This window comes from Streptomyces qaidamensis (assembly GCF_001611795.1).
Classification (GTDB): Bacteria; Actinomycetota; Actinomycetes; order Streptomycetales; family Streptomycetaceae; genus Streptomyces; species Streptomyces qaidamensis.
On record NZ_CP015098.1, the window covers coordinates 8,313,003 to 8,331,469 of the forward strand.

General features: G+C 68.3%; 15 protein-coding genes and 1 pseudogene. 8 read left to right on the top strand and 8 right to left on the bottom strand.

Annotated elements, in window-relative coordinates:
• Positions 1-945 carry an acetaldehyde dehydrogenase (acetylating) gene (locus A4E84_RS36450; RefSeq protein ID WP_062931768.1) on the top strand — a complete coding sequence of 315 codons (945 nt, stop codon included), beginning with the start codon at positions 1-3 and terminating at the stop codon, positions 943-945.
• Positions 942-1,964, top strand: a complete 1,023-nt coding sequence (gene dmpG, locus A4E84_RS36455; RefSeq protein ID WP_062930637.1) for a 4-hydroxy-2-oxovalerate aldolase — start codon at positions 942-944, stop codon at positions 1,962-1,964. Before A4E84_RS36450 ends, dmpG begins: the two co-directional genes overlap by 4 nt.
• A gap of 63 nt (positions 1,965-2,027) precedes the next feature.
• Here the strand turns inward: dmpG and A4E84_RS36460 are convergent, their stop codons facing one another.
• Complete coding sequence (locus tag A4E84_RS36460; RefSeq protein WP_062930638.1) at positions 2,028-2,813, bottom strand: IclR family transcriptional regulator; 786 nt, start codon at positions 2,811-2,813, stop codon at positions 2,028-2,030.
• A 71-nt stretch (positions 2,814-2,884) separates the two neighbouring features.
• On the opposite strand from A4E84_RS36460, the gene A4E84_RS36465 reads away from it, so the two are divergent.
• Positions 2,885-3,547 (top strand): helix-turn-helix domain-containing protein, encoded by a 663-nt coding sequence (locus A4E84_RS36465; protein ID WP_237305056.1) that lies wholly within the window; start codon positions 2,885-2,887, stop codon positions 3,545-3,547.
• Positions 3,548-3,768: 221 nt separating this feature from the next.
• On the opposite strand, the gene A4E84_RS36470 is transcribed toward A4E84_RS36465, so the two are convergent.
• On the bottom strand, positions 3,769-5,151 hold the full coding sequence (locus A4E84_RS36470; RefSeq protein WP_062930640.1) for an amidohydrolase family protein: 1,383 nt from the start codon (positions 5,149-5,151) through the stop codon (positions 3,769-3,771).
• 17 nt (positions 5,152-5,168) lie between these two features.
• Positions 5,169-6,101, bottom strand: coding sequence for an alpha/beta hydrolase (locus tag A4E84_RS36475; RefSeq protein WP_062930641.1), 933 nt, complete (start codon positions 6,099-6,101; stop codon positions 5,169-5,171).
• 709 nt (positions 6,102-6,810) lie between these two features.
• Between A4E84_RS36475 and A4E84_RS36480 the strand changes: the two genes are divergently transcribed.
• Complete coding sequence (locus A4E84_RS36480) at positions 6,811-7,254, top strand: nuclear transport factor 2 family protein (RefSeq protein WP_079129260.1); 444 nt, start codon at positions 6,811-6,813, stop codon at positions 7,252-7,254.
• Positions 7,255-7,869: 615 nt separating this feature from the next.
• Here the strand turns inward: A4E84_RS36480 and A4E84_RS36485 are convergent.
• On the bottom strand, positions 7,870-9,057 hold the full coding sequence (locus A4E84_RS36485) for a PucR family transcriptional regulator (RefSeq protein ID WP_159029659.1): 1,188 nt from the start codon (positions 9,055-9,057) through the stop codon (positions 7,870-7,872).
• 206 nt (positions 9,058-9,263) lie between these two features.
• Between A4E84_RS36485 and A4E84_RS36490 the strand changes: the two genes are divergently transcribed.
• Positions 9,264-10,175, top strand: coding sequence for an SMP-30/gluconolactonase/LRE family protein (locus A4E84_RS36490; RefSeq protein WP_062930644.1), 912 nt, complete (start codon positions 9,264-9,266; stop codon positions 10,173-10,175).
• A gap of 102 nt (positions 10,176-10,277) precedes the next feature.
• Positions 10,278-11,795, top strand: coding sequence for a long-chain-fatty-acid--CoA ligase (locus tag A4E84_RS36495; RefSeq protein ID WP_062930645.1), 1,518 nt, complete (start codon positions 10,278-10,280; stop codon positions 11,793-11,795).
• 465 nt (positions 11,796-12,260) lie between these two features.
• Here A4E84_RS36495 and A4E84_RS36500 read toward each other — a convergent pair.
• A pseudogene (locus A4E84_RS36500) lies at positions 12,261-13,310 on the bottom strand (IS1380 family transposase); the annotation flags it as partial.
• 220 nt (positions 13,311-13,530) lie between these two features.
• On the opposite strand from A4E84_RS36500, the gene A4E84_RS36505 reads away from it, so the two are divergent.
• Together A4E84_RS36505 and A4E84_RS36510 are read left to right on the top strand one after the other, a co-directional pair.
• Entirely contained in the window at positions 13,531-14,751 is a 1,221-nt protein-coding gene (locus A4E84_RS36505; RefSeq protein ID WP_159029660.1) for a PucR family transcriptional regulator, read from the top strand.
• A gap of 152 nt (positions 14,752-14,903) precedes the next feature.
• Positions 14,904-15,428, top strand: a complete 525-nt coding sequence (locus A4E84_RS36510; RefSeq protein WP_062930647.1) for a DNA repair ATPase — start codon at positions 14,904-14,906, stop codon at positions 15,426-15,428.
• Here the strand turns inward: A4E84_RS36510 and A4E84_RS36515 are convergent.
• The 3 genes from A4E84_RS36515 to A4E84_RS36525 all read right to left on the bottom strand — a co-directional run bounded on the left by A4E84_RS36515 (position 15,349) and on the right by A4E84_RS36525 (position 18,437).
• Positions 15,349-16,257, bottom strand: coding sequence for a pirin family protein (locus tag A4E84_RS36515; RefSeq protein WP_062930648.1), 909 nt, complete (start codon positions 16,255-16,257; stop codon positions 15,349-15,351). The two genes, A4E84_RS36510 and A4E84_RS36515, sit on opposite strands and share 80 nt — an antisense overlap.
• Positions 16,258-16,899: 642 nt before the next feature.
• Positions 16,900-17,280 carry a DoxX family protein gene (locus A4E84_RS36520; RefSeq protein ID WP_062930649.1) on the bottom strand — a complete coding sequence of 127 codons (381 nt, stop codon included), beginning with the start codon at positions 17,278-17,280 and terminating at the stop codon, positions 16,900-16,902.
• Positions 17,281-17,492: 212 nt separating this feature from the next.
• A complete protein-coding gene (locus A4E84_RS36525; protein ID WP_062930650.1) occupies positions 17,493-18,437 on the bottom strand; it encodes an NmrA/HSCARG family protein in 945 nt (314 codons plus the stop codon).
• Positions 18,438-18,467: the final 30 nt, after the last annotated feature.

The following is an 18,467-nucleotide window of genomic DNA, read 5'->3' on the forward strand; positions in this document are numbered from 1 at the left end:
CTGAAGAAGACGAAAGTGGCCGTGATCGGTTCCGGCAACATCGGCACCGACCTGATGATCAAGGTGCTCCGTCTCTCGGAGACACTGGAGATGGCGGCGATGGTCGGCATCGACCCGGCCTCCGACGGACTCGCCCGGGCCCGCCGTCTGAAGGTGCCCACCACCCATGAAGGCGTCGACGGCCTGATCCGCATGGACGGCTTCGACGAGATCGACATCGTCTTCGACGCCACCTCGGCCAAGGCCCACATCGCCAACGCGGACCGGCTCGCCCCCTTCGGCAAGCGGCTCGTCGACCTCACCCCAGCGGCTGTCGGCCCCTTCGTCGTCCCGGCGGTCAACCTCGACGACAACCTGGACGCCGCCGACGTCAACATGGTCACCTGCGGCGGGCAGGCCACCATTCCGATCGTCCACGCCGTCGCACGTACGACCCCCGTCCCGTACGCGGAGATCGTCGCCTCCATCGCGTCGAAGTCGGCCGGGCCCGGTACCCGCGCCAACATCGACGAGTTCACCGAGACCACCTCCGCGGCGATCGAGACCGTCGGCGGTGCCACGCGCGGCAAGGCGATCATCGTCCTCAACCCCGCCGAGCCCCCGCTGATCATGCGGGACACGGTGTTCTGCCTCATCGGCGACGCCGATCACGACGCCATCCGCGCCTCCGTGACCGCCATGGTGGACGAGGTCGCCCAGTACGTCCCCGGCTACCGGCTCAAGCAGGACCTCCAGTTCACGCCCGTGCCGGCCGACGAACCGGTCCACACCCTCCTGCCCGCCGAAGCACCGCGGGTGACGACCAAGGTCTCGGTCTTCCTGGAGGTCGAGGGCGCCGCCCACTACCTCCCCGCCTACGCGGGCAACCTCGACATCATGACCTCGGCCGCCCTGCGCACCGCCGAGCGCATCGCCCGGCACGCACGACAGGGGGCATCCGCATGACCACCAGCCTCTACATCCAGGACGTCACCCTGCGGGACGGCATGCACGCCGTACGGCACCGCATCGCCCCCGCCGACGTCCAGCGCATCGTCGCCGCCCTGGACGCGGCCGGCGTGGACGCCATCGAGGTCGCCCACGGCGACGGCCTGGCCGGCGGCTCCCTCAACTACGGCGCCGGCAGCCACACGGACTGGGAATGGATCGAAGCAGCCGCCTCGGTCCTCGAACGGGCCACGCTCACCACGCTCCTGCTCCCCGGCATCGGCACCATCGCCGAACTGAAGCAGGCCTACGCGCTCGGTGTCCGCTCGGTCCGCATCGCCACCCACTGCACCGAGGCCGACGTCTCCGCCCAACACATCGCCACGGCCCGCGACCTCGGCATGGACGTCTCCGGCTTCCTCATGCTCAGCCACATGGCCCCGGCCCCGGAACTGGCCGAGCAGGCACGGCTGATGGAGTCCTACGGCGCCCACTGCGTGTACGTCACCGACTCCGGAGGCCGTCTCACCATGGACGGGGTCCGTGAACGCGTCCGCGCCTACCGCGACGCGCTGCGGCCTCAGACCCAGATCGGCATCCACGCCCACCAGAACCTCTCCCTGGCAGTGGCCAACTCGGTCGTCGCCGTCGAGGAGGGGGTCACCAGGGTGGACGCCTCCCTCGCCGGACACGGCGCGGGGGCGGGCAACTGCCCGATCGAACCGTTCGTCGCCGTCGCCACCCTCAACGAGTGGAAGCACGGCTGCGACCTGTTCGCCCTGCAGGACGCGGCGGACGATCTCGTACGACCGCTGCAGGACCGTCCGGTCCAGGTCGACCGCGAGACGCTCACCCTGGGTTTCGCCGGCGTCTACTCCAGTTTCCTCCGGCACGCCGAGGCAGCCTCCCGGCAGTACGGCATCGACGTACGCGCCATCCTGCTGGAGGTGGGCAGGCGCGGACTGGTCGGCGGGCAGGAGGACATGATCGTCGACATCGCGCTGGATCTGCTGCGGGCCGCTCCGGCGGCGTCCTGACCGGCAGCTGGTCGCGACGGAGGGGTGCCACCGCATGCGGTGGCACCCCTCCTGCGGTACGGGTCATGCTGTACGGGCCAACCCCCTCGCCGCTGCCTGCGAGGCGGCGGCGGCGACCCGGCGGGCGTGCACGCTCAGCCGTCGCGTGTCGATCTGGCCGAGCCGGCCGGCGACCGAAAGGGCCGCGACCGCTCGCCCGGCGCGGTTCAGCACCGGCACCGCCACGCAGGCCAGTCCGGGCTGGTACTCCTCGTTGTCGAAGGCGACACCGGTACGGCGAATGCCGTCCAACTCGGCGGACAACTCGTCGGGATCGGTGATCGTGCTCGCGCTGTAGGAACGCAGAGGCTGCGACAACACCCGCTCCGCGGCCTCGTAGTCGTAGGCGAGCAGGACCTTGCCGACCGCCGTCGCGTAGGCGGGCAGCCGTCCACCGATGCGGGACGGCACGGGCGCGGGCCGGTGACCGTAGAGCTTGGCGAGGTACACCACGTGCGGGCCGTCCAGGACCGCCAGGTGCACCGTCTCCCGGCTCGCCTCGTACAGGTCGGCCAGGTAGGGCAGCAGCACGTCGCGGATGCTCTCGGAGCCGGGCGCGTAGACGGCCTTTCCCAGATGGTGCAGGCGCTCACCGAGCCGGTAGTCCGTCCCGACGCGCTCCACCACACCGTTGCGCTCCAGCATGCCGAGGACGCGGTACGCGGTCGACTTGCTCATCTGAGCCCGCCGAGCGAGTGCGCTGACGCCGGATTCCCCGCTGGACCTGTCCCCGAGGGCGACGAGGAGGCTGATGGCCTTGTCGACGGCGGCCCGGTCGTCACGCGCGGAACCGGCGAGGGTTGCGGTCATGGTTGTTCACCTCGGCTTCGAGGAATGGTGTCACTTTTAATGCACCGCCTGTCATGCTTTACGTGACAAGGATGCGAGCCAGTCGCCTGTTCGTCAATAATGACGACATGCACATTAAAAGTGACACCCTTGCCCGGGAGAACGAGCTCGTCGCCCGCAACGTGCGCCGCTTCCGGCTGGAGCGGGCGATGTCCCTGGGCGAGCTGGCCCGCCGGTCGGGTCTGTCGAAACAGACGCTCTCCAAGATCGAACAGGGTGTGGGCAATCCCACCGTGGAGACCCTGTCGCTGCTGGGAACCGCTCTGGACGTGCCCGCGCGCCGCCTGCTGACGGAGTGGGGCACTCCGGTCTACGTCCAGCGGCAGGGCGAGGGCGAGTGGTCCGAAGCGGCGAACTGGACCGAGCGCCTCCTGGACGAGACCTACGGCTCCGGCTACGTACGTACCCTCGTCCTGCGCCTGGAACGGGGCGACCGGGACCCCGAGCCGATCCCCGCACACAGCGCCGGCACACTGCATCACCTCTACGTGATCACCGGAAAGCTCCGCACGGGTCCGCTCAACGAAGCGGTGGACCTGGCGGCCGGCGACTTCGTCCGTTTCCCCGGTGACGTACCCCATCGCCACGTCTGCCTCAGTGAACGCGTCGTGGCCCACGTGGTCACCACCCTCCCTCAGGTCCGCCAGTTCGGTCCGACCGTCATGAAGGGAGGGGTGGTTCCGCCATCGGCGTGAGGCCGAGGGCCCGCCCTCACGGTCAGGAACGGGACGGGGTACTGACAGAACTCCGGTCGAGCCCAGCCCAGAGGGGCGCGGTGAGTTCCAGCGGAGCTCGTGGCCGTCGCCCCCATGCGGTGGGGCCTCCGGTCGGCTTCCCCACGACTGCGAGGCGAGCTTGGGAAGGCGCCAGGTGCGTGACCAGCGCAGGGGAGTGCGATGTCCCTGTCCCTTGTTGTTCACACCGCGTTCACTGCGCCGAGAACACGCTCCCGGCACTGCTCTGCCTCCGCGATCGTCCGGGCGACGTCGATGCCGATGATGCCCTCGCCCCATTTCCGGAGTGTGCCGTTGACGAAGACGACGTCGACGTCGCTGGTAGTGCAGAAATTGACGACGGTGCCGACGGCGTCGCCACGAGGGCGCAGGTGCAACCGCTCGGTGCTGACCGCGATGAGGTCGGCGGGCAGGCCCGCCTTGAGCATTCCGAGCCGACCGGGCATGCCGGCGCTCGGCGCGCCCCCGGACGTGGCGGCCCGGAGCGTGTCGAGTGTGCCGAACGGGCTGATCGCCTGCTCGCCCGAGGAGGAGTTCAGCCGGGCGAACGCGGCACTGCGCTGGAGTGTCAGCAGCGTCCGCATCTCGGTGAAGAAGTCCAGTCCGTAGCAGACCTCGTTGTCCGAGCTGATGCCGAAGACAGCGCCGCTCTCCTGCGCCTGGAGCACGGCCGGGAACGCGGGGCCGATACCGAAGTGAGGGTCGGATCGCGGAGTGACGTTCACGCCCGCGCCCACATCTCGCAACTCCGACCACTGCCGCGCGCTCACGCCGATGCAGTGGTTGAACGTGTCGTCGGCTCCGATCAGGCCCTCACCGAAGAAGTCGCCTACGGCCGCAGGCAACCCGAGTTGGGGGACGGGAACTCCGAGGACCAGCTCGGCTGAGACGCCCACACCGGTCGCTCGCGCGAACTCGAAGACTCCACGCGAGGGCATCGGGCTGAACAAGCGGAGGGTCAGCAGTTCGTCGTCGTCCGGGTATGCCGATCGCAGTTCCGAGAAGGTGCGCAGGAACTTCTCCGGATCCGTGTCGACGGCCGGTGCCCCGACGGCGAAGACCGCCCGAATGCCCGTCGACCGGAGACCGTCCATAGCGGCGAGCGCGTGCTCCACGGACTTCGCGTTGTGACTGTTGTCGACGATCGTCGTCACGCCGGCGTTGATGGCCTGGACGGCGGTGAGTTGCTGCCCGACCCGCATCTCGTCCGGAGTCATCAGCGGGGCGCACGCCATGTGCGCGAAAGCCATGTAGTCGGGGAAGCTCGCATCCGGCACGGCACCCCGGAAGACCCCCTCCCAAGCGTGAACGTGGCAGTCGATGAATCCGGGGAGGACGATGTGCTCGGTGAGATCCACGACGACGGTGTTCTCATCGGCGAGGTGGCCGAGATCCGCTCCGACGGCCTCGATCCGGCTTCCCCGGATGAACACGTCCGACCGCTCCGACCGCGGCCGGTCCGGATCCATCGTCACGACTTCGGCATGGCGCAGGATCGCCGAACGCTGCGGGTCCTCAGCGCGCCCGGCGAGCACCTCACCGACACGGGTGCTCGAGGGTTCCATGTCTGGCTCCTGCTCGCTCAGCGTACGGCGGTCGCCTCGACGGGCACGTGCCGCTCGAGGAACTCGATCTGATCGCCCACGACACGCTCGAACCAATCGCCCACATAGATGTCGAAGTGGCTGGCGTCGTAACGCTTGACTTCCCCTCGCGCCGCACGGGAGGCGAGTTGCTCCGTCTGGCGCGCCGGCGTCACCTTGTCCCGCTCGCACACACAGACGAGCAGAGGCGCCTTCACCTCGGACGCCCCACGGCCGGGCCGATAGACCGGCACCTGGAACATGAAACGGGCGGGAATCTCGGGGATCTCGAACGGCTCGCCCGACGCCTCGAAAATCGCCCGCAATCCACTCACCGAGTCCGGCGAGGTCATCACCGCCAGGTCACCGGGAAGCCCCACGATGGGCACGCGCACCGGCGGCTCATTCCGGTTCGCCGCCTTCCGGTCCTTGAGCGCCTCACGCATGAGCCGCATGATCGTCTTCTTCGGCATCGCCCTCGCGGCGGCCAGCCCGTCGGAGAACGGACACTGGGCTATCGCTGCGGCGATGCCGGGATCGCCCGCGGCCGTGGTGATCACATGTCCACCGGCGAACGACGTCCCCCACAGGATCACCCGCTGCGGATCGACACCCTCAAGAGTCCGGGCATACGCCACAACGCTGCGCCAGTCCTCCAACTGCTCTTCGACATCGGCCAGTTGCCGCGGCTCACCGGTACTCGAGCCGAAGTGACGGTAGTCGAAGGCAAGGGCCGCGTACCCCCGCTCGGCGAACCGCTGCGCGAACGAGTCGAGCCGCTGACTCTTGAGTCCGGCCAAGCCGTGACCCAAGAGGACGATCGGCACGGGTGAGTCGTTCGCCGCGCCGGCGGGCAGGAAGAGCCACCCACCACACTCACCGTCGCCCGACTGGAACCGCACATCCCGCCGGGACACCGCCGCGTCAGCCATCACGAACTCCTATCGCCGTTGACCGGGCCGGCGTGCGCCTCACGGTCGCCAGCCACCCAGGAGGGTCACGGCACATCCTCATCGCGGAGGCGTCGGTACTCAATGTTGCAACGCACACTGACCAGGGGGCGAGCAGTGCACTGTGCACTTGTGATCTGGACTCCTGGCCGCTGGCCGGCTCAGATTTCGCAGGGCGGCGGCGAAGTAGCCACGCTCCGCAGCTCCGTCCGCCGGTTTTGAATGGCGTCCGGTGGCAAGCGCATGGCACCGGACGGACGGGTCGGCGTCGGTACGGGCATCGCGAGGCGTCGGCCGCGCTCGTCTTCGCGACCACAGCAGGGTGCACTTAGCGGCAGTCGCCGCTGGTTTCCGCCCGGTCGGGGTCGACCGCCCGTGCAGGAGACGGCCCGCCAAGCTCTACGCGGACGGGGGGTACGGCAGTGGCTACTTGCGCCGATGACTGCGCGAGCTCGGTATTCAGCACCTCATCCCCCGTAAGGGAATCGAGTTCTCCATACGGCTGGGCCGCGCACGTGCGCGACGTCGTCAATGCGCTCAAGAATTGAGCAGCGGGAATTTCAGTGGGTCCACAGGTGACCCGACGGTGTCAAGATCGCTCTTGGTGACAATGGAAACAGTACCGCCAAGCGTAAACAGGACGTATGGTCATGGCGAAGAGTGATGGCACTTGTGGCATGGGAGGTAATCGGTGAATGAAGCAGATTTGCAGCGCCTGATTGACGAGTCGGAAGTCCGAAAACTTGTTCAGGAGCATTACCGAGCGCTCGACGACGCAAATTTCGACGCATTAAATTCGCTGTACACCGACGATGCTGTGTTTGAGATCGGCGGGCAGATTCATCGCGGTCGGAAAGCGATTGTCGACACCCCTGGAAATACTATCGGGCGCGCCTATGAGGTGACGTATCACCACATTGGGCAGATTTACGTCGACCTCGATGGAGACGAGGCAAGGGGCGTGGCCTACGTCATCGCGTATCACCTCCCGAATGCGGCGGAGCTGATGAAGCACGAGGATGCTGGTGGCAAGTTTCACGTCACCGCCCGACGAACAGAGGACGGCTGGCGATTCACGCAGGTCCGTCTCGAGATTGTCTTCACTCAAGGGGACCCCATGAGAGTCCACGTCTAAAGGTCGTCTAACCTCGATCTTTCTGACGGTCCGCCGACGGAGTCGGCGGACCGCCGCAGATACACGCCGCGGAACACGGCGGGATCGATCCCGACCGGATCTCTTTCACCGTCACCGTGCAGCTCGCCCGGCTGGCCGTCGCCGCCCAGGCCGCAGCCGACGTGACCGCGCTGGGCACCGCACGCCACGAGGCCGTGACCGAACTCCTGGCCGCCCTCCTCCCAGCCCGGAGCAACCGGCAGTGCCAACGCGTCAAGTGGCCGTCCAAGGACACCTTCGAGGTCAGAAAACGGGACCAGCCCCGCACTCCCAGTAACGTCCACTACACACTGAGAGTCACCAAACACCCCACCTGGCCTGCACTGATGCCCTCAACTCACCGGCATTGCTAGTCAGAGGCACTTTTCGTTTGTCTGACCACCCGTCGGACACCACGCTTCATGAAAGCGCGAGGTCAACTAGGCGTGGGCGGTTCCGACGGAGATGCCGAAGCCTGCCGCGAGTTGGGCGAGGGTGGTGTTGTGCTTGCCGATAGGCGCCCAGCGGATACTCAGTGCCCGAAACCGCAGACCAGCCCCGGACCACTCGAACGCCCCAGGAATGATCACTCCTGGATCATGCCGGTGGACCCGGGTTGAGACGCCGGCGCTGCAGAGCCCACCAGACTTCGAGCGCGGCTTCCGGCTCACGCAGATCGCACCGCGCGATGTCTTCGAACCGCCTGATGCGGTAGCGCAGTGTGTTGGGATGCACGACCAGCTCCTCGGCCGTCGGATCGATTCGCCGGCCGTTGGAGAGGTAGCGTTCGACGGTCCTGGCCAGCGTGTCTCCCATGTCATGGGGAAGCGTTGAGAGCGGTTCGACATAACGCCGGACGAGGATGTCGCCGACTTCCTGGTCCGCTACGACCGCCGGGCGAACGCCGAGGCTTTCCAAGTCGTGAACACCTTCCATACCGAAGGCCGCGGCGGTGTCGAGTGCACGGGTGGCGCTGCGGAAGGATTCTTCGAGCCTGTCGAGTCTGCTCGCCGGACCGATACCCACGAAGCCGGGGAGATCGGGCCCCGGCGCCCGGTCGACGAAGCCGACGAGGTCGCCGTCGATGACCGTGATCAGCCCGTGGTGGGGGATGCCGGACAGCTCCAGGTGGCGCTCCAGTTTCGCGGTGGTCTGCCCTGCGCGTGGGCGAGCTCGAAGGGCGTGGTATATCGCGGTGACCTCCACCCCGTAGGCCCGCGCGCGGACTCGGAGGTCGGCGGGGCTCAGTGTCCCGTACAGCACACCGCGGACGAGGTCTGCCCGCCTGTGGCGCTCGTTGCCCACCATCTCGAGCTCGGCCTCGCGGTGTCCGCTCGCCGCAGCCACCATGGCGCTGTCGGAGTGGGTGTGCGCGTCGATGACGAGTTGCAGCAGTACCGGTTCGGCGATGGCGTGCTCGCGGGCGAACTGCCTGATCGACGCGGTGAATGTGCCGATGCTGAGCCGCCAGCTGCGCAGCAGGTCGTCGATCGAGACGCCCATCTCCGCGCGTCGCCTCCCGTGCGCGGCGATCTCGGTCAGCTCCTGCGGCTCCAGAGGCCGGCCCTGCGCAACGGAAGTGAACAAAAGTTCGATATTGCGAATGCTTGCTCGGGTCAGATCGTCAGGATCGAGCGACTGGTAGACGGGGATGGCACTGCGCATGCCTTCCACGCAGCGAGCGGCCAATGTCACGCGCTCGGCGAATACGTAGTCGATCAGTCGCCCTCTGGGTTCTCCGTGTCGCGGATCCGCAGGGACCGGCCGGGTGGATCCGTCGCCCATTGGTGAATCGTACAACGAGGTGAATGAGCAAGGAGAAACCGGTCGCGGAGCAAGGGCTGTGTTTGGAGATTTCCACAACGGTGGACGCACCGACTCTGGTGACGGCTCCATAGGCGCGTGATTCGGCTTCCCTCATGCTCGGACCCACCAACCGCTGGAACGACTGACGGTCCAGGCGTGACGGACGAGTTATGGAGGAACGAAGGATGCCGGACATCGATCGGGCTGCCCGTGAACTGAAGGTCGTGCTCGAGGACTACTCGTTCCTGGAGTGCCCCCGCTGGCACGAGGGCCGGCTGTGGGTGTCGGATTTCTACACCGAGCAGGTGGTGGCCACTGACGGCCGCGGTGACACGGAGGTGATCGCCGAGGTGTCGAACGAGCCGTCGGGCCTGGGCTTCCTGCCCGACGGGCGGCTGCTCATCGCGTCGTCGCGCGACCGCCGGCTGCTCGTGCGCGACGCGTCGGGGCAGCTCGACGAGTACGCCGATCTGTCCGGCCTGGTGCCGTGGAAGCTCAACGACATGGTCGTGGACGCCCAGGGCCGCGCCTACGTCGGCAACTTCGGCTTCGACCTCATGGGAGGCGGTGCCGCCCGCCCGACCAACCTGGTCCGGGTCGACCCGGACGGCACCGCAAGCACGGTGGCCGACAATCTGGCGTTCCCCAATGGCATGGTCATCCTGCCGCAGGGCGTCCTGGTGGTCGCCGAGAGCCTCGGCAACCGGCTCACGGCGTTCGACATCGCGGAGGACGGGGGCCTGACCAACCGCCGTCCCTGGGCGGAGTTCGGTCCGGCACCGCGCAGCGACAACGTCGCCGAGGCCCTGGGGCATCTCCAGGTCGTGCCGGACGGAATCTGTGCCGATGCCGAAGGCGCCATCTGGGTCGCCGACGCCATCCATGCCCGGGCCATCCGCGTCCGGGAGGGTGGTGAGATCGTCGACGAGATCGCCACCGGTGGTACGGGCGTGTTCGCCTGCATGCTCGGCGGCGACGACGGCAGAACCCTGTTCCTCTGCGCGGCACCGTCGTTCCTAGAGCACGAGCGCCGTCCGGTACGGGAGGCGCAGCTGCTGGCCACCCGCGTCGACGTCCCCCACGGCGGCAAGCCCTGACTCTCGCGGAGGCCGGCCCCCGCGGCGCCGTCGGGCGCCCACGGGCCTCAGATCGCGCAGCCGCCAGACCCCGATTGCGAGCCGACCGTGAATCCCGCCGCCATGACGTTCAATCTCGCCACCACTCTCCGTGAGTCCGCCGGGATGAACCCCGACAGGCCTCTCATCCACTTCGCCGACAGGGCGTTCACATACACCGAGGTGGACAGGATCTCGGGCCGAGTCGCCTCGGGCCTGCTGGGCCTCGGCTTGGAGCCGGGTGACAAGGTGGCCGTACAACTGCCGAACCTGCCGCAGTTCCTGTTCACCTACTTCGGCATCCTCAAGGCCGGACTGGTGATGGTGCCGCTGAACCCGCTGCTCACGGCGCCGGAGATCACCTACCACCTGCAGGACAGCGACGCCAAGGTCCTGGTCACCTTCGAGCAGTCCGCCGAAGCGGCACACCGCGGCGCGGCCCTGGTCGGCGGCATCACGACGTTCGTGGTGAACATCCCGGGAAGCGACCTGCGTCCGGGTGGTACCAGGCACTATGACGAGCTGTACTCCGAGGACACGGGGGAGATCCACCCGACGACCGCTTACGACACCGCGGTGCTGCTGTACACCAGCGGCACCACCGGGAAACCGAAGGGCGCGGAGCTGACACACCTCCAGCTCTACATGAACTGCACGATCGTCGGGGAGGTACTCGGCTTCCGGCCCGACGACGTCGGGGTCGCGGTGCTGCCGCTGTTCCATGTCTTCGGCCTGTCCAGTGTCCTGAACGTGGCGGTGCGCTGCGGCGGCACGCTCGTGCTGCTGCCACGGTTCGAGGCCACCGCTGTCCTGGAGTCGATCGACAAGCACCGGTGCACGCACTTCTACGGTGTGCCGACCATGTACGTCGAGCTCCTCAGGGCCGACGTCACCGCCCGGAACCTCTCCAGCCTGCGCAGGTGCATCTCGGGTGGCTCCGCGATCCCCGGAGAGGTGATCCGGGCCCTGGAGGAGAAGATCCCCGGCATGGTCGTCCTCGAGGGCTACGGGTTGTCCGAGACGGCCAGCTGTACCACCTTCAACACGAGCGCCGAGCAGCGCAAGGTGCTGTCCGTCGGCAAGCCGATCTGGGGTGTCGAGGTGCGCGTGGTCGACGAATCCGACAAGGAGCTGCCGCCGGGCAGGGATCATGTGGGAGAGATCGTGATCCGGGGACACAACATCTTCAAGGGCTACCACAACAGGCCCGAGGCTACGGCCGAAGCGCTCCGGGGCGGCTGGTTCCGCACCGGCGATCTGGGTTGTCGGGACGAGGACGGATATGTCTTCATCGTCGACCGGAAGAAGGACCTGGTGATCCGGGGCGGCTACAACGTCTACCCCCGGGAGGTGGAGGAGGTCCTCTACGAGCATCCCGCCGTCGCCGAGGCGGCCGTCGTCGGCAAGCCCGACGAGAAGTTCGGCGAGGAGGTGCTGGCGTTCGTCACCCTGAAGCAGGGCACGCAGGTCTCCGGCGCGGACATCATCGCGTTCTGCAAGGAACGTCTGGCCGCCTACAAGTACCCGCGGGAGATCCGGCTCCTGTCCGAACTGCCCAAGGGACCCTCCGGCAAGATCCTCAAGCGACACCTGCGCTCCTGACCGCGGCGCTCAGTCACGCTGTTCGACGAGGTGGTGATGTCCGGCGTTGGATCAGGTCAGCGTGTCGGCTCGGCCCACCGGTTTCGTCGATGAGGCCGGACCAAACATCGAGGCGACTGCGCTGCCACCCGCCGGGCCTCGCAGATGTGATCCCGGATGTGGTGCCGCCATCTGATCTGAAGACACTTCAGGTCAGATGACCGTCCGCACACTGGTGCCGCCTGGTGTGGTGGGCAGCGTGGCCCCGAATACACAGTCGGGCGTTCCCGCGATACCGATAACAAGGACAGCCTGGGGGCGGTCGCGATTCATGGCCCGCTCGGTGATCACCGCCGCCGAGTCGTTCCCAGATCCGGTGACCGCCAGACAGACCGTCCAGGGCGTGCCCGGGAGCCGACCTCCTCGACACCGTTCCAGCTTGATCGACTCGTTCCAGCCCTTCCAACAGCTGAGGCACAGCCCTGTACGGTGACGGAGCTCAAGCTCGGCGATCGGTCGGCCCGAGGTGTTGGTAGCGAAACAGGTCAGCCGCATGCCGTCCGCGTCCGTGAACCGCAACTGGGCCCCGGGGTGCGGCCGTTCCTTTCGGACGATCAGCCGCATGCCTTCGGGCCAGCCGTCCAGGACGTCGCCGGTGAGTTCGGCGACCCAGGCCCCGTCACGGATCTCGACGTCCGCCTCGACGGCCGGTGTCCAGACCGAGGCCGGCACCTGCAGCACATGCTGGTGGACCTGCTCGGTGATCACCATGCCGACCGAGCAGGACAGCCACCGTCCCGGCCGGGCGAGCCAGGCGACGACGTCGTGGGTGCCGCCCGCGGAGTCGGTGCGGATCAGGGGCCGGCGCCCGCGCCGGTACTTCTTCGGCAGCTGGGCCAGGGCCAGTTGGGCGGCGGTGATGTGATCGGCCACCGTGCTCGATCCCGCGTTGCCTGGTCTGAGCAGGGCCGCGACCGGTTCACCGGTACCGCCCGGTCCGTGGTCGACGAATCCCGCAGCGGGTGGTGGCCGTAGGTTCGCCTCCACGTGGGTGCGGCGTCCTCCTTGTCCAAGTGCGCGATCACCAGCACCCCGTCGAGGTCCACGGTCACCGTCCCGCCCGCATCAGGCGCTGTCCGGTCGGCCAACCGCCAGACATGTCGGCGGACTTCAGCCCAGCGCGGCACGGATGGCTCGCAGGGCATTCTCCCCGGAGGCTGCGAGGGTGTCGATGAGGCGGGAGACCGTCGGGTCGGAGGCCACCGGTCCGAACACGGCCGGCTCGGCCCGCAGTATGGCGACATCCGCGAGGCAGTCCCCGCCCAGTGCGACCGCCGGGGCCACGTCCAGCAGGATCTTGCCCGGATCGTGCACCGCCCGAGCCTTCCGCCACGACGTCAGCGCCGCTGATATCGCGGTGTCCAAGCCGGCTTTGCGGACGGTCTCGACCAGCAGCACGCCTCCGGCCTGCGAGACCACCGCCCGGCCGCCGCCCTCGATGCGGACACGCGGGTACGACCCGATACGCTTCTTCACCTGGAGAGTGCTTCTTTCCGTGCAGTCAACAGGACCCTAGACAAGTCCCATCGTTGCAGGTCAGGAGTACTATCCGCTTATTTGATCAAGCCTCGGACACCCCACCTGGTGAAAGCGAGGCTAAAAGTCCTCTGCGGGCGTGGTTCGCGAGTTGAATGGTGGTCTGCACACAGGATCGGCGTCGAACAGGGCAGTGCGCACAGGTCAGTACAGTAGGCCCGTGACTGGCACCACGCTCGGAGGTGACTCCGAGGAGCTCATTCGCGGCGTCTCGAGAGCGATACTCGCCGATCCGGGCATTCTCATGCCGGTGTACGCGGCGGTCGTCGACGCCGCGGGCGGCCGGTTCGCTGCCGATCCGTCCATTGTCGAGGCGCTCGGCGAGGCGACCCGGGAGAACGCGCTCCACTGGACGCGGTCGATGTACGAGCACCCCCGGCTGCGGGTCGCACCCACCTTGAGCAGTCAGGTCGTCGGCGTCGCGAGAGAAGGGTTCCGCTGGGGTACGGAGAAGACACTCCGCACGGCATATCGCGCCGGTGAGCAGGCGATGTGGTCCCTCTGGATGCGGCTGGCCTTCTCACTGCACGACGAGCCCGAGGTCCTGCTGCCCGCTCTCGACCACGTCTCCCGTTCGCTCGCCCGCTGGGTCGAGGACACCTCCGCCGCGCTGCTGGACCTCCTCGAGAGGGAACGCACGGCCCTGTCGGGTGACGCACAGGTTCGACGGCTCGAACTGGTCAATCTCGTGCTCGGAGGCTCCTCCGCGCCGACGGACCACCTGGAGCAGGCCCTCCGATACCCGCTGTCGGCCTCCCACCTGGGCGTCATCGTCTCCGCACCGCCGCGACTCGCGGACCGCGCACGTCTCGTGCAGGCCGCGGGCATCGTCGGCCGACTCACCCAGTCGGCGCATCAGCTTCTCGTCCATGCCAGCACGTCGTCGCTCTGGCTGTGGGTGACGCCGCGGGCACTCATGACGCCGGACGACCTTGAAACCGCCACGGCACAGCACCCCGACGTGAGGCTCGTCGTCGGGCCGCGGGACGAGGGGGTGGACGGCTTCAGACGCAGCCACCACAGGGCACTGGAAGCACAGCGGCTGGTCCGCGACCACGGCGAGCAGCGGATCGTCTTCTACGACGATGTCGCCGCCGTGCTCCTTCTGGCCGCGGAAAGCGCCCGGCTTCGGGAATTCGTCCACACGACGCTCGGCCCCCTGGCCTCGGGCCCCGCCGAACTGCGACAGACGCTGAGGGTGTTCATCCGGGAGCGGTACAACGCGTCACAGACGGCTCGTCTGCTGTACACGCATCGAAACACCGTTCTGCAGCGTGTCCGCCGCGCCGAACAGCTCCTCCCGACGACACTCGCGCGGCACGGCACCAACGTGGGTCTGGCGCTGGATGCGATGCACTGGCTGAACGTGCGGCTCGACTGAACCAGACCGCCGCCTCGGTCTCCGCCCGCCGCCGTACCGTCAGGAAGTACCCGATCGACCGTTCGCCGGGCGGCAGAGGTGTCTCGGCGCGCACAGCAGCATTGTCGAGAAGCGTGCTGCGGCAACGATGCCGGAGCACCGCTCGGTCGCAGGTGAGCACACCGGTCGGCCGCCTGACGACGGCCACCCGCCGAACCGAGGAGATCGGCTCCACCCCGCTGGAGCTGACGAGCAGCGAGCGGCTGCGCACCGAGCGCAGCTGCGTGCCGCGCGACATCGTCTCCGTGGGCGACACACTGCTCTTCGGCCGCAACGTCTTCCTCGCGCTCAAGCCGGAGACGATGGTGGGTGACGTCTTCGCGCTGTACGACCGCGACCTGAACCGGCCGCCTGAGGACGCCGTGCCGAGCCTGCTCGACGACCCCGCCTTCGACCGGGAGCTCGCCGCCCGCTTCCGGCTGCAACCGCCAGACCCGCAGACCAGCGGGGGTGACGTACACAGCAGGCAAGGCCGCAAGCCGGCGACCGCCGGCCGGCCGTGCAGCGGGGGCGCACGCGAAGTGGCGGAGCTGCGCCCCCGCTATCGCACATGTCCGGTCATCGGTCGTAGGCGAGGCGGGCCTGGCGGGGCACCGGGCCGAAGGCGCCGGCGTGGAAGTCGGCGAAGGCCTTGGTGATTTCCAGCTTGGTGTTCATGACGAACGGGCCGCCCATGGCGACGGGTTCGTGGATGGGCGTGCCGCTGTAGACCATGACGCGGGCGGGCTGTTCGGGGTCGACGGCCGCCAGGTGCAGCGAGGTGGCCGCCGGAGCACCGCCGTTGTCCCCGCTCCTCCTCGTGACGGGGTCGGACCAGCCGGTCTGCCCGGCGTGCAGTTCCCGGCCGCCGATCAGCAGGCGCCCGTTCATGACGTGGGCGAACAGCCGGTGTTCGGCGGGGACTTGCAGGTCGTAGATGGCATCGGGGTCAAGCGTGGCGACGACGCCCTGCACCGGGTGATGGGTGTCGGTCGCGCCGGTGACGCCGCCGACGGTGCCGGCGTGGACGTCGATCGTCACACCCGGCGCGTGCACGCGTGGCATGGCGGCCTTGGTCAGGTCCTGGTAGCGCGACGGCGTCAGCTTCTTCTCGGCGGGCAGATTGAGCCACATCTGCAGCACGTGTGCGTGCTCGTCGCGGTAGGCGAGCTCACGGTGGATGATGCCGCGCCCGGCGGTCATCCACTGCACCTCACCGGCCTGCAGCGCCCCGGTGTGGCCGAGGTTGTCGCCGTGTTCCAGGACGCCGTCCACGACGGTGGTGACGGTCTCCAGGCCGCGGTGGGGGTGCCACTCGAAGCCGGGGGTGGAGAACCAGTCCTCGACCAGGGCGAGGAAGGGGTCGGTCAGGGCCGGGTCGGTCGGCACGAAGACGAGTGCCTTGTCGTCGACCTGCGCGTCGGGGCCCAGCTGCTGCTTGGTGGTGATGCGGGTCAGTGTGCGTTCACCCGTCAACTGTTCGGTCATGGTTGCTCCCTGGTGCCCGGCTCGAAAGGAGACGGAGTGATGAAGGGGGGATGGGCCGGGTTCAGGCGACTTGCGGGGCGACCTCGCCGCGCGCCCAAGGATCTCGGGGCACGGCCGGTGCACGACGTCGGTGCGGCCTGGGCCATAACCTGTCTTCGGGGCCGCCGGCGCGGCCCCGAAGACGGCAGGCAGCCGACCTCCACCTCGCTGATGCCTTCACCGACGGCCTCGACGATCCCGGCGAAGTCCCGGCCCAGTGTGATCGGCACTTGTGCGGAGCCATGCCCTTGAGGGGGCCGTAGGCGATGTCCGCGTTCAGCCAGTTCCCTGACGTTCCTGGACGCGGACCGACTACGAGGTTCTCGGTACTCGGCCGGCTCCACGACGCCCCCGCCCGCCCGCGCGCCACCGCGGCCTCGGCGCCCCCTCCGGCCGGGTGCGGAGCCGCACAAGCCGTCATCGTGTTCAGCACGGTGTGCGACACCCTCGGTCGACCCGCGATCCATTGCGTTCCCAGGCTCACCGGTGCCAGCGGGGATCCTGGTCCTGACAGGGGCGAGCGTGGGCAGCCGGCGCAGGCCGAGGACGTCCTCGACGGTGATGGCGGGCAGTGCGCGCACTCCTGTACGGACGCTGTGGCGATCAGGCGAAGGAGTACGGGCCGAAGCGGCCCCATGCCACCGCACCGGCCAGTACGATCAGCACGAGGTTCGGCACGATCGCGCTGGACTCCTTGCGTCTGGCGTGGGTTATCGCCGCCCCGGCCATCACCAGCACGAGACCGACGGCGGCCAGCGGCACCAGGACGGGGATGATGTCCAGCGCGGCGGGCAGGATCAATCCGACCGCGGCCAGCACCTCCAAGGCGCCGATCAGCTTGAGCATGCCCGGAGAGAAGTCCTCGGCCCACGCCATGTTCGGCGAGGCGACGAGCTTCTCCTTCGGCTGGGCCAGCTTCGCGCCGCCGGCGCCCAGGAAGATCGCGGCGAGCAGGCCGGCCAGAATCCACAAAACGATGTTCATGAGTTACCAATCAGGGGGGTATCAGACAGGGCCACGACGTTCTCGTGATGCGTCCCGATGTGCTCCGGTGGTGCGACCTCGGCTCCAACAGCCGTGATCAGCTACGAGGTCGGGTGAGCCGCAGCCGTCGCGACGGGACGAGAGCGGCGTTCAGCGGGAACGCCGGGCCCTGGAGGGTCAGGTGCGGGGAACGAGGTCCGCCGGGTCGCCCGTCAGGCGTCGGCGAAGGCGGGCTTGTGTGCGTTCAGCCACTGCTGGAACGTCTGCAGTTGCGGGTTCAGGTCGCGGACGACGTCGAGGTCGCGGACCGCGTTGAACTGGGGCACTTCCGCGTAGAACTGGAACATGTTGCCCGTCTCGGCGGCGGCGGGGAACGGCTGCGCCCGCATCGCGTCGAAGGGCACCGGCACGTACGCCACGTCTTCACCCAGGGCCTCGCTGAGCTGCTCGGCCATCTGCTTGCCGGTCAGGTGCTCGCCCGCGATGGACACGGTGCGGCCCACGAGGTCACCGCCACGGCGGAAGATGCCGTAGGCGGTCCTGCCGATGTCTTCGACGGCGATGCCGGCGAGCGGGCTGTCGGCCATCGGCATGGCCAGCACGAGCCGGCCGTCGTCTCCCCGTCGCGGCGCCATCGGACCGAGCAGGTTCTCCCAGTAGAAAGTGGTCTGCAGGAAGGTGGTCGGGACCCCGGCGTCGGTGAAGAACCGGTTGGCCTCGGCCTTGGCATCGAAGTGCGGCACCTTGTAGCTGCCCATCAGCGTCGGCATGCGCTCGTCGTCGAGCGGGATGTAGTCGCGGGTGTCCTCCAGGGTCGACCAGATCACATGGGCCACGCCCGCGGCCTTGGCGGCCCGGGCCATGGTTGCCGCCTCCTGCTTCTCCCGCTCGGGCGACATGTCCGCCCAGAAGTTGGTCACCAGGAACGCCCCGTGCGCCCCGTCGAACGCCTCCGTCAGGCTCCGCTGGTCGCCGATGTCGGCCTTCACCACCTCGGCGCCCAGGGCCGCGAGTTCGCGTGCGGTGTCCGAGTCGGGGTGACGGGTCAGCGCACGCACCGCGAACCCACCGTCGGCGTCGGCCAGGATCGCCCTGGCCAGCCCGCCGCCCTGGGAACCGGTCGCGCCGACCACCGCGATGACTTTCTTCTCCGCCACGGCCTTCTCCTTCTTTTTCGTCGGGGGCGA